This is a genomic window from Candidatus Polarisedimenticolaceae bacterium (assembly GCA_036275915.1).
Classification (GTDB): domain Bacteria; phylum Acidobacteriota; class Polarisedimenticolia; order Polarisedimenticolales; family DASRJG01; genus DASRJG01.
In genome coordinates this window covers 361,417-375,838 of the sequence record DASUCV010000022.1, presented here as the reverse complement: position 1 = coordinate 375,838, position 14,422 = coordinate 361,417, and the positions used below count along the sequence as shown (strand labels likewise).

Sequence of the window (14,422 nt, the reverse complement as noted above, 5' to 3'; positions counted from 1 at the left end):
TAGGGTCTTCCGTCCTCAGCGGGTGCGTCACCCATCGGGGTGGCGCACCCGTCTTTTTCTAGGGACAAGTCGCGAGCCGCGGGAGGCCGCATGTGCCCGCGCCGTCGCTCCCCAGCCTTCCTTCGTATCCCGATAGAACGGGCGCGACGAGGTAGTACTCGTCGCCGTCGCCGGGCGTGAACGTCGCCGGCGAGCTTCGATCGCACCGTCCCGCGATCGGTGCATCGACGTAGGCGCCCGTCGCGCGCAGCGCCGCGAGATCGCCGGCGTGGACCGCGTAAGTCTGGCCGGGAACGCTCGCCGCGTTGCACGACGCTCCCCACGACGCGAGGAGGTCGGAGCCCGCCGTCTTGTCGATCGTCAGCGAGCCGTCGGGGACCGAGCCGGGCCAGGGGATGACGTCGCACACGAGCGGCGCAGCGGTCTCGATCTCGACCTTGAACCGATCCACGTACCAGCCTTCGCCGTCGCCTTGCCGGCTGCTGTCGGAGCCGAAGACGAGCGCGATCCATACGGTGCTGCCGCGGTAGGGGGTCAGATCGAACGTGCTCGTGACCCAGCCGCCCGAATCCCCCTGGAACGCGCGCTTCCCGGCAAGGCCGTTGCAGACGGCCGGCGAGATCACCCCGGAGGGATAGCCGCCGGCCGGGCTCAACACCGAGAAGACGTCCTGACCGTCGTCGACGGCGTCGATGAGCACGCTCCCGCCGTCTCCCGCGATCGTCGTCTGATACCAGTGCTCGATCGTGAGTGTCGCCACCTGCGCGCTCGCCGGAATGACGAGCCCGGATCCGCCCGAGGAATCGAGCCCGCCGTAGTGAAGCCACGCGAAGTTGTTCGTGTCGTAGACGGTTCCCGGGCCGTTGCCGCAGTCGTAAGACGTCCCGCGGGTGGCATCTTTGGTCGCGAGGTGCCACTGGTCCTTCGTCGTCTTGTTGCATCCGGCGATCCCGTCGTCCAGGACGCGATGGGACCAGTTCGGCGGGTTGGGGCTGTCGAATCGCTCGTCGAGCAACACCGTGTGGATCGGGGGAGGCGTCTCGCTGTTCACGCCGACCTGGAACGCGTCGATCTTGTCGCCCTGATCGCTCTGTGGATTCGTCGTCGCGATGTCGACCACGTCGAAATGCGCGACGCTCCCGCAGGAGGTCGCGGGGTCGACGGTGAATGCGACGGACGCGGCGGCAGTGGCACCGGGAGCGATGTCGCCGAACGTTCGCGGGGAGGGATCGAGCAGCACGATGCCCGGCGTCGTGGGCACGATCCGCGCCGTCACGCCGGACGCGATCGCGCTGCCGGCGTTCCTCAAGCGCGGCGACACGGCCCAGGTCTCGCCGGGCTCGACATAGGCGTCACCGTCGCCGTCGACCTGAACGTACGGCAGGGCGACGGAGTCGTAGAGGACGATCGGGCCGAACGACTCGACGGCGACCTGCCACGCGCCGCGGCCGTAGGTCGCCGCGGTGACGACGCTCTGGCTGGCGTTGTACTCGAGGTCGGTCACGACGAGGCCCTCGGGCAAGCCGTTCATGTAGGGAACGAACGTGGCGCCGCCGTCCGCGCTGCGAAAAATTCCGACGTCGGTTCCGACGAGGACGTCGCTTGCCGTGAGGAGGAGTACCGTGTTCGCGGGCACGTTCGGGAGCCCGCTCCCCGTCGACGTCCAGCCGATCCCGGATCGCCACTCGTAGAGGTGAGGTCCGTTGAAGCCTCCGAGCGTGGCGAGCACGCGACCCGGGTCGCTCGGGTCGGCGCCGAGGTCGTTGATCGAGCGGCCGGGAAGACCGGAGCTGAGGTCGGTCCAGGTCAGGCCGGCGTCGGCGGAACGCCAGACGCGCCCCGAATCGCTACCGGAATAGACGACCTCGTCGTGGATCCTGTTGACCTCGACCGTCAGAATCGTCCCCGAGCCACCGGTCAGATCGGCCGGCCCCACCTGCGTCCAGGTCGTGCCGCGATCGTCCGACCGGTAGACGCGGTGGGTGCCGAGGAAGAGCCGCTGGGGCTGGAGCGGGTCGACGATGTAGGGCGTCACCCAGTTGATACGGTCGCCGCCGATGATGCCGCTGCCGGCGCCCGTGATCCCCGCATAGCTGCCGAGGACACCGGTCGTCGAGCGCGACACGCTCGGGTAGCCGCCGCTCGGATACGACGTGATGTAGGCGACGTTCGACTGGAACGGGTCGATGTGGCACACGAAGCCGTCGCCGGTGACGGCCTGGAGATCCCAGACGTCGCTCGACGTGCGCACGAGCGAGGAGTTGTCCTGCGCGCCGCCGCAGATCACGTCCGTATTCGAGGCGTCGACGCCCACGGCGTAGAACTGCGTGATGTTCATGTTGCCGTTCTTGTTGGTGAAGGTCGCCCCGAGGTCGCTCGTCTTCCAGAGACCGCCGTCGCCGCCGGCATAGAAGGTATTGGGATCGGCGGCGTCCATGAGCAGCTCGTGCATGTCCTGGTGCACCTTCTGAGACGAGCCCCAACCGTTGCTCATGTCGGACCATGTGAGCGCGCCGTCGGTGGACTTCCAGATCTTGATCGTGCCGCGGAGCACGATGTTCGGGTTCGTGCGATGAACGCGGAGGACCATGTTGTAGTCGCACTGTCCGTCGCAGGCGTTGCTGCCCGTCGAGCGCACGGCCCACGTGGCGCCGCCGTCGGTCGTCCTCCACAACGCGTTCGGACTTCCGAACAGGGCGTAGACGGTGCCCGACGCGGACGGCGCGATCGCCAGCTCCGTCGTCCCGGTCGAGCCGTTCGGAAGCCCCGATGCGGTCTGGAGGACCCACGTCACGGCGTTATCGATGGACTTGTAGATACCGCGCGAGGTCGCCGCCCAGAACGTGCTCTGGACCGTCGGGTCTTGCTCGATCTCGTAAACGGACGTGTTCGCGAGGCGCTGCGTCCACGTGAGTCCGGCATCGCCCGAGGTGTAGATCGCGCCGTTGCCCTCGGTTCCCGAAGTGCATCCGGCGATCCTGCCTCCGGTGACGAGGTGCGCGGAGTCGCGGGGATCCACGACCACGTTCGCGAACGACGAAAGATCTTGCAGCGTCGAGGCGCCGCTGCCGTTCCGCGCCTCCCACGTGAGCCCGCCGTCCGTCGAGCGCAGGAGGCCGATGCCGAAGTACGACTCGCACCCCTGGTTGTTCTCTCCGGTCCCGACCCAGACCACGTTCGAGTCGTGAGGATCGATGGCGACCGTGCCGACCGTCATCGTTCCCGCCGAGTCGAACGCGCTCGTCCACGAGAGCCCGTCGTTGTCCGAGCGCCACACGCCGCCGGATGCCGTCCCGACCCAGAGCCGGCCGGTGACGGGGTCCTTGGCCAAGGACGCGATGCGCCCCGCCACGTTGCCGAAGGTCCATCCACCGAAGGTCGACGGAGACGGCCCCTTTGCGACCCAGAAGTTCTGTGCGGCCTCGACCCCCCGTTCGCGGCGGGTCGCCTGGGCCCGGAGCGCGCGATGCGTGTCGAGGACCGCCGCCGCCCGGAGCGCCGCCATCTCGGCGGCGGACGCCACCCCCGCGCGTCGCGTGGAGAAGAACCAGTCGTGACGCCGCTGGATCCGCTCCTCTTCATCGAGCTTGGTGTCCTCGATGCGCGGGGCCGGCTTGGATTGCGCGGTGGCGAGGAGGAGCGTGACGGGCACGAGGACGAGATGGAGCCATCGCGGCATGTGGAATACCCCCCGGTCCGGATGGTATACGGCCAGGTCAGCGGGTGTGCGCCCTCTTCTTGAGGACGGCGATCAGCGCGACGCCGATCGGCTGTCGCGGCCATTCCCAGCACGCCGGCGTCACGAGGCTGCGGTAGAGCAACGTGTTGAGCCACCGCGACGGCACGCGATCCTCCGCGCGATCGGCGCCGGGAGCGGGCGGACGGATCCGCCGCCAACCTCGGACGATGCCGATGAGCGGCAGCGCGGCCATGTTGTAGTAGCTGCATCGGACGAGATCGACCTCGGGGAGATCGATCAACCGGAGGAGCTGACGGCGGTCATAGCGCCGCCGGTGGCCGAGCGCGACGTCCCAGTCGCTCCAGAGCGCCATCAACGCCGGGACCGTCACCACGATGAGGCCGCCGGGACGCGCGATCCGGATCAACTCCCGGAGAGCGAGACGGTCGTCGTCGAGGTGCTCGAGGACGTCCATCGCGGTGACGACCGTCGCGGCGCCGTCCGGCAGGTCGATCCGCTCGAGGGGACTCTTCTTGACCGAGCCGCCGACGGACCGCAGCTTCGGCTCGGCGAGGCGGATGCTCTCGTCGTGATGGTCGATGCCGAGCACGCGGCAGGTCGTACCCATCTCGAGCGCGAACGTGCCGGTTCCGCAGCCGACGTCGACGAGGAGATCGTCGTGCGTCAATGCGAGCGAGCGCGCGATCCAGTGGCGGACGACCGCGCGCTTGCCCGCGTAGAACCAGTGCTCGCGATCGATGCGGTCGAGCTTTTCGTACTCGTCGACGTTCATGAGTCCCGATCGGAGCGGTGGACCTCCCGGATCAGGAAGAGTGGCCGGCGCTTCACCTCGTCGTAGATCCTGCCGATGTACTCGCCGAGGATCCCCACGCAGATGAGCTGCGTGCCGCCGAGGAACAGGATCGAGACGATCGTCGTCGTGTAGCCGTCGACCACCGGGATTCCGAACATGCCGACGCCCATCACGCGGCAGGCGACGAGGACGATCCCGTAGATCACGGCCACCGTCGCCGCGGTGAGGCCGAGCACCAAGCTCAGGCGGAGCGGCTTGTAGCTGAAGCTGAAGATCGCGTCGAGCGCGTAGCGCGTCAGCTTGAAGAGCGTCTGCTTCGGCTCGCCCGCGGCGCGCGCCTCGCGCGCATACGTGACGACCCGCGTGGGGAATCCCACCCACGCCCGGAGGCCGGGCAGGTAGCGGTTGCTCTCCTCGAGACGGTTGAGCGCGTCGACGACCTGGCGATCGAGAAGGCCGAAGATCCCCGAGTTGAGCGGGATCGGCATGTCGGAGAGGAACCCCAAGAGGCGGTAGAAGGTCGCCATGAGCAGCTTGCGAAGGGGAGCTTCCTTCCGGCTCGTGCGCTCGGCGATGACGACCTTGCCGCCGCTCTTCCATTCGGCGACGAGCCGCGGGACCAAGGATGGCGGATCCTGCAGGTCGCCGTCCATGAGGACGACGGCGTCGCCCCTCGCCACGGTCAGTCCCGCCGCGATCGCCGGCTGGTGGCCCCAGTTCCGCGTCAGCCGCACCACGACGACGCGCTTGTCCGCCGCCTGCTTTGCGAGCAGCAGCTCCGCGGAGCGGTCGCGGCTCCCGTCGTCGACGAAGACCGCTTCCCACGGCAGCCCCAGCGGCTCCATGGCGGCGACGACCTCCCGGTAGAGACGATCGATGAGCGGCTCCTCGTCGTGGATGGGGATGACGAGCGAGATCGTGGGCGCTTGGTTCATGGGATGAGCCCGTCGCCGTGCCGGTCGTTTCGCATGCGCAGGTCGTAGGGACCGATCGTCCCCTCCGTGTGAAAGTTCGCCTTCAGGTAGTTCGCCAGCAAACTGTAGCCGAGTCCCTCGAAGAGCTCTTCTTCCCGCCGGTCGAGCACGAAACAGGAGTTCGGATCCCCGGCGAGGGTGCGCGCGGTCGCGAGCTGCTGGTAAGTATCGAGCATGTTCGGCCAGTAGGTGGCGTTGAACGACGTCGCCGGCTCCTTCTGCGCCCAGAGGTAAAGGCTGTTCGTGCCGGGGAAGGTCACGAACGAATCGCAGCGTTCGCGCAGGTTCCGCACGAGGCGGCCGTAGTCCTTCGCGGTCACCTCCGGGAGACGGATCCGTTCGGCGCCCGGCAATTCCAGGGAGACGTAGCTCCGGTACTCACGATGGACGATCCCGCCCCGCCAGAAGGCGATCGCCAGGAGCGCCGCAGCCGTCACCGTCTCGCCGAGCGCCACCGTCGCCGGCGCCCACGACGTCACCGCGTCGTGAACGCACAAGAGCCCGGCGAGCGGCAAGAGGACGGTCCCGAGAGCGACCTGCGTCCCCGCGATCGGAAAGACCTGAAGCGCTTGAAATGCGGCGATCAGACACAAGGCGACGCGCGCAAGGCGTCCCTCGCGCGACAGCGCCCCGGTATCCACGAGGAGCAGCCATGCGAAGGGAAGGCCGTAGAGCATGAGCGCGCCTGAAGTAGGGCCCGGACGGGTCCGTGCGGCCACGAACGGCGCTGCGGTGGCGACGATCACGGAGAGCCCGTAGAGCAGCTTCGCCGCCCGAGCCGCGACGACAGGGCACGGACGAAAACGGTAGAGCACCGCGGCGGCGGTAGCGACCACGGCGACGATCGCGGCGCGTCGTGGAACCTCGAGAACGAAGTAGAACGCGTCGGCGAATGCCACGTGCTGCCCGATCACGCCGTAGAAGAGCCTTGCGATCGGCACTCCTTGGAGCACCTGCACGACGATGACCACTGCGGCCGTCACCGCCGCTCCGACCACGAGCCGGACGTACGCGCCTTCGCCGGGGATCCGGCCGGCCTCCGGGCGCGCGACGAGCAGGATCGACGCGAGCGCCGACGTCCAGAGGATCCAGTAGAGGAGCGTCCACTCGTCCGTGAGCCAGTGGTGCATCACGACCGGCGTGACGGCGAGACCCAGGAGGATGTGAACAGCCCTCAAGACGCCCGTGATCCGGCTCTTCTCGGCGGCCATGAGGACGGACAACGCCACTGCGAGGAACAGGTAGACGCCGAGATTGATCTTGACCATCGCCAGGAGGCCGATGAGAACGCCGGCGAGGAGCATTGCGCGGTTCTCGAACGAGCAAAGCACGAGGATCGCGGCCGTGAGCATGGTGCAGAGCCCCTGGGGATGGCCCGGCTCGGCGACGATCGGGTCGAGATGCTGGAACGCGAGCAGGAAGCCGGCGCAGGCGAGGACCGTGGAGCCCGCGGCGCGATGGACGAACCACGCGTACAGCCCGGCGATGCAAAGCCAGTCGACGAGCGTGACGAAGCGCGCGGCATCGCTCGTGACGGCGACGCCCCCGATGCCGTGCAGCAGCCACGCATAGCTGTAGAACAGGGGACCGTACTGAGTGAAGACCTGGCTGTAGAGCCGGTACCCCTGGAGGAAGAACTTGATCGAGATCAGGACGTAGCCTTCGTCGTCATTGTCGACGAACGTCGAGAACGACCGGTACAACCCGTAGCGCGCGCAGACCACGACGGCCACGATCAGCAGCAGAGCGCCGAGGAGCCATCTCCAGGACCGGCTCATGGGGTCAGTCCGAGCCTCGATTGCAGCGCGCGGAATCTCGCATCGCCGCGGAGCGTGTCGAATCCCGGCTGGCCCGTGTAGTAGAGCAGGCCTTGGTGCTCGTCTTCCGCGCGGGCGAGCACGTCGAACGCCGCGTCGATCTCCCCCAGCGCGCCGAGAACCCACGCCTCGGTGACCGCGGTCGGCGAGCCGGTTGGACGAGCCTGGATCTCGCCGAGGATCGCACGCGCCTCGGGCACGCGACCCGCCGATGCGAGCGCCCAGCTCAGGATGCCGAGGAAGTAAGGCGCGCGGTAGGTGACGGCGACGCAGCGCTCGGCCGCCGCGATTCCGGCGTCGTGTTTCCCCACGGCGACGCTCGCCATCGCCAGCGACGCGAGGGCCGACGCGTCATCCTTCTCGAAGGTCAACGCGTCCTCGATGTACGCGAGCGCCTCCGCGGACCTTCCGCACTCCACCAGCCCCCAGCCGGTGAGCATGTAAGGGAAGGATGCGAGCGGGTCGGCTTCGCGCGCACGTGCGAAGAGCGGAAGCGCCTCATCGACGCGCCGGCGGGAGCAGAGGGTGACGGCCCAGGACGCGAGCGCGAGGACGTGATCGGGCTGCAGCTCGATCGCCCGGCGCCACGACGCTTCCATCGCGTCCCACCTTCGCTCGAGAAAGGCCGCGAACGCCTCGGCATGGCAGCCGTCCGCCGACTCACCTTGCAGGTCCCTCGCGGTCGCGAGCGCCTTGCGCGCCGCGGCGCATGCGTCGCGCGGCGGCAGCATGCCCACGTGCGCCGACAGCACGGTGATCTCCGCGAGGCCCGTCCAGGAAGGCGCGTGCGAAGGGTCGAGCCGCGTCGCCTCGCCGAAGGCGTGCAGCGAGCCCCCGAAGTCTTCCTTCCCTCGAAGGTGCCGGCCCTTCAGGTACCACCGGTAGGCGTCGAGGCTCTTGGCCTGCGGCCGCGCATGGACGCCGTCCGCGCCGGGCGCGAGACGGGCCCGCACGGCGCTCACGACGTCCGCAGCGATCTCGTCCTGAATGGCGAAGACGTCGACCGCCTCCTTGTCGAACCGCTCCGAGAAGAGCTGGTATCCGCTCGCGACGTCGGTGAGCTGCGCCGTGACGCGCAGCCGGATCCCCGCCGTGCGCACGCTGCCTTCGAGCACGTGCCCGACCTGGAGCGCGCGCGCGAGCGCGGCGAGGTCGCCGCCGTCCTTGGCGGCGCGGAACGCCGAGGTGCGCGAGGCGACGCGGATCCCGTCGATCCGGACCAGCGCATTCATGATCTCCTCGGCCATTCCTTCGCAGAGATAGTCCTGGTCCTTCGCCGCGCTCATGTCGGAAAACGGCAGCACCGCGATCGACACGGTGGCGGGCGCGGCGATCGGCCGCGCCGCCCTGCCGAGGAGCGCGCTCCGCAGCTCATGAGCCGTCGTGAAGCGATCGGCGCCGCGCTTCTCCAGGCAGCGCCCGATCGCCTCCGGAAGACCCGCGGGCAGGTCGTTCCGTCGCTCGGACAGCGGCCGAGGCTGATCGCGCAGGATCGCGGAGGCGAGCTCGGCCGCCGATCTCCCGGCGAACGGCCGCTCGCCGCTCGCCATCTCGTACAACATGATCCCGAGCGAGAAGATGTCGGTCCGGTGATCGACCGCTTCGCCACGGAGCTGCTCGGGCGACATGTAGGGCACGGTGCCCATCACGACGCCTTCGCTCGTCAGCATCTCGGTCGGCAGCTCCGCACCGGCCGCCGCAGGCATCCTCGCGAGCCCGAAGTCGAGGACCTTGACGCGTCCGTCGTTCGTGACCATCACGTTCGCGGGCTTGAGGTCCCGATGGACGATCCCCTTGTCGTGGGCGGCCGCGAGCGCCTCCGCGAGACCGGCGGCGATCGCGAGGAGGCGCGGCATCGCCATCCCGCCTTCGGGGATGAGGCGGTCGAGCGGCTCGCCCTCCACGAGCTCCATCGTCAGGAAGTGAACGCCCTCGGCTTCCTCGACCGAGTAGATCGTGACGACGTTCGGATGGTTCAACGCCGCGACCGCGCGCGCTTCGCGGCGGAACCGTTCGAGCCGCTCGGGGCTCCCCGCCGTCTCGGCCGGCAGCACCTTGAGCGCGACCTCGCGGTGCAGCCGGGAGTCGGTCGCGCGGTAGACCTGGCCCATGCCCCCCGCGCCGATCGCGGCGGTGATCCGGTAGTGGGAGAGGGAGCGGCCGATCATCCGGGCCCACATGTTAGCCTCGGCGGGATGGCCGTCTCGACGACCTGCTCGCATTGCGGCGCACCGCTCTCGGCGGGCAGCCGGTTCTGCAACGTTTGCGGGCAGCCGGTTTCTCCCTCCTCCGCGCTCCCGACGATGAACGTGCCGGCGTCGCGCGGACGGCCCGGCGAGGCTCGATTCCTTCCGGGCGCGATCCTCGCAGGCCGCTACCGCGTCGTCGGTCTGCTGGGTCGAGGCGGGATGGGGGAGGTCTACCGCGCCGACGATCTCAAGCTCGGACAGAGCGTCGCGCTGAAGTTCCTTCCGCCGGAGTTCGAGGCGGACGCCGATCGCCTCCAGCGCTTCCTCGACGAGGTCCGTACCGCGCGTCAGGTCTCGCACACGAACGTCTGCCGGATCTACGACGCGGGGGAGGCGGACGGGCATCACTTCCTCTCGATGGAGTACGTCGACGGCGAGGACCTGGCGTCGCTCCTGCGCCGGATCGGCCACATCCCGAAGGACAAGGCGATCCAGATCGCGCGCCAGCTCTGCGCCGGCCTCGCGGCGTCGCACGAGACCGGCGTCCTTCACCGCGATCTCAAGCCTGCGAACATCATGATCGACGGCAAGGGGCGGGCGCGCATCACGGACTTCGGCCTCGCCGCGTTCGCGGCGGAGATCGAGGGCGCGGAGATCCGCTCCGGCACGCCGGCGTACATGGCGCCGGAGCAGCTGGAAGGCCGCGAGGTCACCGCCAGGAGCGATCTCTACGCGCTCGGCCTCGTGCTGTACGAGCTGTTCACGGGAAAGGCGGCGTTCGCCGGCCGGAGAGATCACACCGCGACACCCTCCACTCCCTCGAGCGTCATGGATGGGTTCGACCCGGCGGTCGAGCGCGTGATCCTGAGGTGTCTCGAGACCGATCCGGCGCGGCGGCCCAGCTCGGCGCTCGCCGTCGCCGCGGCCCTCCCCGGCGGCGACCCGCTCGCGGCGGCGCTCGCGGCCGGCGAGACGCCGTCGCCCGAGATGGTCGCGGAGGCGGGGGAGAACGTCGTGGTAGCCCCTCGGCTCCTGTGGGGAGCCCTCGGCGTCTTCGTCGCGAGCGTCATCGCGATGATCTTGCTCTCGTCGCGCACGTCACTCGTGGGGTTGACCCCTCTCGAAAAGCCTCCCGAAGTTCTCCGCGAGCGGGCGCGCGAGATCTTGAAGACCGCGGGCCACGACGCCATGCCCGCCGACAGCCTGTTCATGTTCCAAGAGAACCAGCCGTATCTCGACAACGTGCTCGGTCACGCGCAGCCGGGCGCGGCACGATGGGACGTCCTTCGCTCCGCTCCGCCGAGCGGGATCCACTTCTGGTATCGCGAGAGCCCGCGGCCGATCGTGCTGCGCAACTTCGGGTCGATCGGCGACTGGATGAACGATCCACCGGAGACCGCTCCCGGCATGGCGCGCGTCGAGCTCGACCCGGATGGAAGGCTCCTGTCGCTCCTGATCGTTCCCGGCGAAAAGACCTTGGTAGCGACGGCCGCGCCGGAGCCCGACTGGAGCCCGCTCCTCCACGCGACGGGTGTCGATCTGGGCAAGCTCGTGACCGTCGATTCGGAGTGGGCGCCGCCGGTCTTCGCCGATCGACGGATGGCGTGGACCGGCTCGTGGCCCGAGAGGCCGGAGCTTCCCATCCGGATCGAGGCGGCCTCGGCAGGGGGGCGGCCGGTCTCGCTCCGTGTCGTCGCGCCGTGGACCCGCCCGGCGGAAGAGAGCGCGCCGCGGGAGGACGTCTATTCGCGGTGGCTCTCGGGCATCGTTTACGTCGGCGTCATCGTCGCCGCCGCGTTCGTGGCACTCCGTAACGTGCGGCGTGGACGAGGGGATCGTCGCGGCGCGCTCCGCTTCGCGCTGTACCTCGGTGCCGTTCGCATGCTCTGGTTCCTCGGCGCGCACCACGTCGCGTCCGCGGCCGAGGCCGATCTCTTCGGCGCCCACCTGGCCTACTCCCTCCAGCGGGTCGGCGTCGCGTACGTGTTCTACCTAGCGATCGAGCCCTACGCGCGAAGACTCTGGCCCCACATGCTCGTCTCGTGGGTCCGTATGCTCGACGGAAAGTTTCGCGATCCATTGGTCGGCCGCGATCTGCTCCTGGGCGCGGCGTGCGGTGCCGCCGTCCGGCTGATCGCCGATCTCGGCGCGTGGGTTCCTTCGATGCTGGGAGGCGGGTCCGCCGTGCCGAGCTCGGGAGCGGACCCGACCTGGGCGTTCGAAGGGATGCGCGGGGCAATGCACGCGCTCGTCTCGATCCTGGGGATCCACACGCAGCACCTGTTCGAGATCATCTATCCGCTCACGCTCATCCTCGTCTTCCGGCTTCTGCTCCGAAGCGACCGTTGGGCCGTCATCGTCGTCTCGATCATCGGGACGGGGATCTTCCTTCCGGAGACGGGGAGCCTTCCGGGATACATCGTCGCGACGGCGATCATTCTGTTCATCGAATGGTCGCTGCTCTTCCGCGCCGGCCTTCTCGCGTTCGCGACGATGCTGACCGGAGCGAACCTGATCGGCACGCTGCCCGTGACGCTTGGAGCGCCGGGCTGGTACGCCGGAGCGATGCTCCTCTCGCTCTCGGCCATCGTTGCGCCGGCAGTCTGGGGCTTCTGGACCGCGCAAGGCGGCCGCCCCCTCTTCGGAGATGAGCTGGAGCGAGGACCGGCGCGTTAGCGGACTACGCCATGGGCCGCGTCTTGGAGTCTTTCACGGCCTTCACCACCAGCCACACGCCGAAGAGCATCGGGACGACCGGCCACCAGTCGTTCAACCAGTCGAGAGGCACCCCGAAGCGCGTGTGAAGGAGCGCGATGAGCGCGGCGGCGATGACGGCCAAACCGCCGACGATCGATCCGCCCAGGCCGGGCATCGCGAACCCCGCGGGGAGATCGGGCTCGCGCCCGCCGGAGAGCGCACGGTTGTAGAGCGCGGCGAGTCTTGCCGCGTCGATCATGTTGTACAGCCAGAAGAACGCCAGGAAGAGCGCGAGCAGGGGAACGTACGCGGCCTCGCCGGTCGTCCACGCGAGGATGCTGATGATCCCACCGGCGACCACGCTGTTCACGAAGCCGCGCGGGTAGTAGCCGACGTAGATCTGCCCGAGACCGGGGAGCGCGGAAAAGGCGGCCGCGAGCGCCGGCGACCGGAGGCGCGAGTCCCGCATCGCCGCGCTCGGGTGAGTCGCGTACGCGGGATCACGAAGCTCGTGACCGGAAAATTCCTGGGCTCGGGACTCCGTGGCATTCATCGTGATTTCTCCTTGCTCGGCTCTCCTGACGCACCGGCCTGGAAAAAAGTTCCGCGCGTGGCGCGCACCCATTTGCCCACGCTCGCGGAGGTCGCGTGCGAGGCATGCCTGAATGCGTCGAGCGATGAGTGGCGGGACGCTCCGACTGGAAGGACCAGAAGCACCGCGCCGACGAACGCTCCTTCGAGCGCGATGCGGGGGCGATCGAGAAGCCGCCGTGCGGCGGCCCGGCATCGTTCGGCGAGCCGCGGGGTGCGGTTCCTCGCCGTCGTCCGGTCGAGGACCTCTTGGAGGAATGCCGGATCGGGATGGTCCCCGAACAGCCGGGGAAGCTCGCGCCGCATCGAGGCGAGCGCCTCCGCGAGCGCCGCGCACTCGGCGCAGCCCTCGAGGTGGCGGCCGACGAGCTCCGCGTCGATCGAATCGAGCGTCCCGTCGGCAACACCGCACAGTTGGTCGCGTGCGGCGCCGCACACCGGGCCCGACGTTCGCGCCAGGATCGCCGCGGTGAGCTCGGGGTCGTCGTGCTCGAATCTCATGCCGGCCTCTCGCTGAACGAGGGGTCGAGCATGCGGATGATCTGGGCCAGCTCGATGCGGCCACGGTTCGAGCGGGACTTCACGGTGCCGATCGGAACGCCGAGCACGTCGGCGACCTCCTCCAGAGTCAACCCGTGGATCTCCTTCAGGAGAACGACCTCGCGGTGCTGCTCCCCCAGCCGCGCGAGCGCCCGGCGCAGCAAGCTCTCTCGAGCCGCTCGACCGGCGCACTCCTCGGGGTCGCTGCCGGCCTCGAGCGGGAGGTCGGTGAAGGGGATGTCCGACGCCGGAGGACGGGCGTTGATCCGCCGGATCCGGTCGATGCTGGCGTTCCGGGCCATGCGGAGCAGCCAGGGCTTGAAGCGGTCGCCGCCCGAAAACGAGCTCAGGTTCTCGTAGAGCCGGACGAAGACATCCTGCGCCACGTCGCGGGCCTCTTCGGGATCGCCGAGGTAATGGCGGGTGACCGCGAGCACGCTCGCCTGGTACGACCTGACGAGCGCCTCCCATGCCAGTCCGTCTCCCGAACGGCATCGCGCGAGCAGCCTCGCTTCATCCACCGCGTCAGCCCCTCCGCCCGTTCTTGACGCGCGGTCGCCCGAGAAGGTTCCGGGTTTCGCTCAAGAATTGACGTTGCGGATCAGCTCCTCTCGATCGCCGTCGCTGAGCTCCGGGCTGAAGTGCAGCAGCGCGGGAACGATGTCCGCGCCCTCGAAGTAGGCGTGCTGGCAGCCGAGGTGAAGGAATCCGCTCGCGGCGAAGCGCCCGTCCTCGTAGTGGACCAGCCGGATGCGCCAGCTCGTTTTCTCGATCGCCAGGTGGCAGTGCCGGCACTTGGCCTGGCCCGTCGGGGCTCGATCCGCCCCATTGACCCGCGGGAGGCGCCGGTGCGTGGCGGTCTGCTTCGCCGCGCTCTCGAGCGCCTCGGCATCGCTCAGGTCGGGAGGGGCCGCCGGCAACGCCTCGAGCAGCGCCTCCGGCCGCCGGTACGCCGCGCAGAGCGGGTGATACCAAAGGGTGGTCTCACCCTCGGCGTAGGGGTTGGCGACGCGCTCGCCGAAGCGAAGAACTCCGCGATCGATCGGCCGTGCGCAGCCACGGCACTTGGCGCGACCTGTCGCTGCGTGCTCGAAGAGATGGGGCATGAGCCAAGTGTACCG

10 protein-coding genes are annotated in these 14,422 nt (G+C 69.0%); 1 reads left to right on the top strand and 9 read right to left on the bottom strand.

The window, feature by feature from the left end; all coding sequences use genetic code 11:
* Positions 1 to 58: 58 nt before the first annotated feature.
* Genes VFV19_18385 through VFV19_18365 form a run of 5 tightly spaced genes read right to left on the bottom strand, consistent with a single transcriptional unit; the run spans position 59 to position 9,452 of the window.
* Positions 59 to 3,679, bottom strand: coding sequence for a hypothetical protein (locus tag VFV19_18385; GenBank protein ID HEX4826274.1), 3,621 nt, complete (start codon positions 3,677 to 3,679; stop codon positions 59 to 61).
* 37 nt (positions 3,680 to 3,716) lie between these two features.
* Positions 3,717 to 4,472, bottom strand: a complete 756-nt coding sequence (locus tag VFV19_18380) for a methyltransferase domain-containing protein (GenBank protein HEX4826273.1) — start codon at positions 4,470 to 4,472, stop codon at positions 3,717 to 3,719.
* A complete protein-coding gene (locus VFV19_18375; GenBank protein HEX4826272.1) occupies positions 4,469 to 5,428 on the bottom strand; it encodes a glycosyltransferase family 2 protein in 960 nt (319 codons plus the stop codon). Before VFV19_18375 ends, VFV19_18380 begins: the two co-directional genes overlap by 4 nt.
* The gene (locus VFV19_18370) at positions 5,425 to 7,245 is read right to left on the bottom strand and encodes a hypothetical protein (GenBank protein HEX4826271.1); all 1,821 of its coding nucleotides are present in this window, start codon (positions 7,243 to 7,245) and stop codon (positions 5,425 to 5,427) included. The genes VFV19_18375 and VFV19_18370 overlap by 4 nt, the downstream gene beginning before the upstream one ends.
* Complete coding sequence (locus VFV19_18365) at positions 7,242 to 9,452, bottom strand: protein kinase (GenBank protein ID HEX4826270.1); 2,211 nt, start codon at positions 9,450 to 9,452, stop codon at positions 7,242 to 7,244. Before VFV19_18365 ends, VFV19_18370 begins: the two co-directional genes overlap by 4 nt.
* 27 nt (positions 9,453 to 9,479) lie before the next feature.
* On the opposite strand from VFV19_18365, the gene VFV19_18360 reads away from it, so the two are divergent.
* The gene (locus tag VFV19_18360) at positions 9,480 to 12,149 is read left to right on the top strand and encodes a serine/threonine-protein kinase (protein ID HEX4826269.1); all 2,670 of its coding nucleotides are present in this window, start codon (positions 9,480 to 9,482) and stop codon (positions 12,147 to 12,149) included.
* Between the two features lie 4 nt (positions 12,150 to 12,153).
* Here the strand turns inward: VFV19_18360 and VFV19_18355 are convergent, their stop codons facing one another.
* The 4 genes from VFV19_18355 to VFV19_18340 are packed head-to-tail and all read right to left on the bottom strand — an operon-like array spanning position 12,154 to position 14,407.
* Entirely contained in the window at positions 12,154 to 12,723 is a 570-nt protein-coding gene (locus VFV19_18355; protein ID HEX4826268.1) for a hypothetical protein, read from the bottom strand.
* Positions 12,720 to 13,262: a zf-HC2 domain-containing protein gene (locus VFV19_18350; protein HEX4826267.1), complete on the bottom strand. Its 543-nt coding sequence runs from the start codon at positions 13,260 to 13,262 to the stop codon at positions 12,720 to 12,722. The genes VFV19_18355 and VFV19_18350 overlap by 4 nt, the downstream gene beginning before the upstream one ends.
* Positions 13,259 to 13,822 (bottom strand): sigma-70 family RNA polymerase sigma factor, encoded by a 564-nt coding sequence (locus tag VFV19_18345; GenBank protein HEX4826266.1) that lies wholly within the window; start codon positions 13,820 to 13,822, stop codon positions 13,259 to 13,261. Before VFV19_18345 ends, VFV19_18350 begins: the two co-directional genes overlap by 4 nt.
* A gap of 60 nt (positions 13,823 to 13,882) precedes the next feature.
* A complete protein-coding gene (locus tag VFV19_18340) occupies positions 13,883 to 14,407 on the bottom strand; it encodes a hypothetical protein (GenBank protein HEX4826265.1) in 525 nt (174 codons plus the stop codon).
* Positions 14,408 to 14,422 lie beyond the last annotated feature (15 nt).

What these genes read in the sequence shown, in the direction of transcription:
- VFV19_18385 (HEX4826274.1), bottom strand. Translation starts at nt 3,679, where the DNA reads ATGCCGCGATGGCTCCATCTCGTCCTCGTGCCCGTCACGCTCCTCCTC.
- VFV19_18370 (HEX4826271.1), bottom strand. Translation starts at nt 7,245, where the DNA reads ATGAGCCGGTCCTGGAGATGGCTCCTCGGCGCTCTGCTGCTGATCGTG.
- VFV19_18365 (HEX4826270.1), bottom strand. Translation starts at nt 9,452, where the DNA reads ATGATCGGCCGCTCCCTCTCCCACTACCGGATCACCGCCGCGATCGGC.
- VFV19_18350 (HEX4826267.1), bottom strand. Translation starts at nt 13,262, where the DNA reads ATGAGATTCGAGCACGACGACCCCGAGCTCACCGCGGCGATCCTGGCG.
- VFV19_18375 (HEX4826272.1), bottom strand. Translation starts at nt 5,428, where the DNA reads ATGAACCAAGCGCCCACGATCTCGCTCGTCATCCCCATCCACGACGAG.
- VFV19_18360 (HEX4826269.1), top strand. Translation starts at nt 9,480, where the DNA reads ATGGCCGTCTCGACGACCTGCTCGCATTGCGGCGCACCGCTCTCGGCG.
- VFV19_18340 (HEX4826265.1), bottom strand. Translation starts at nt 14,407, where the DNA reads ATGCCCCATCTCTTCGAGCACGCAGCGACAGGTCGCGCCAAGTGCCGT.
- VFV19_18380 (HEX4826273.1), bottom strand. Translation starts at nt 4,472, where the DNA reads ATGAACGTCGACGAGTACGAAAAGCTCGACCGCATCGATCGCGAGCAC.
- VFV19_18355 (HEX4826268.1), bottom strand. Translation starts at nt 12,723, where the DNA reads ATGAATGCCACGGAGTCCCGAGCCCAGGAATTTTCCGGTCACGAGCTT.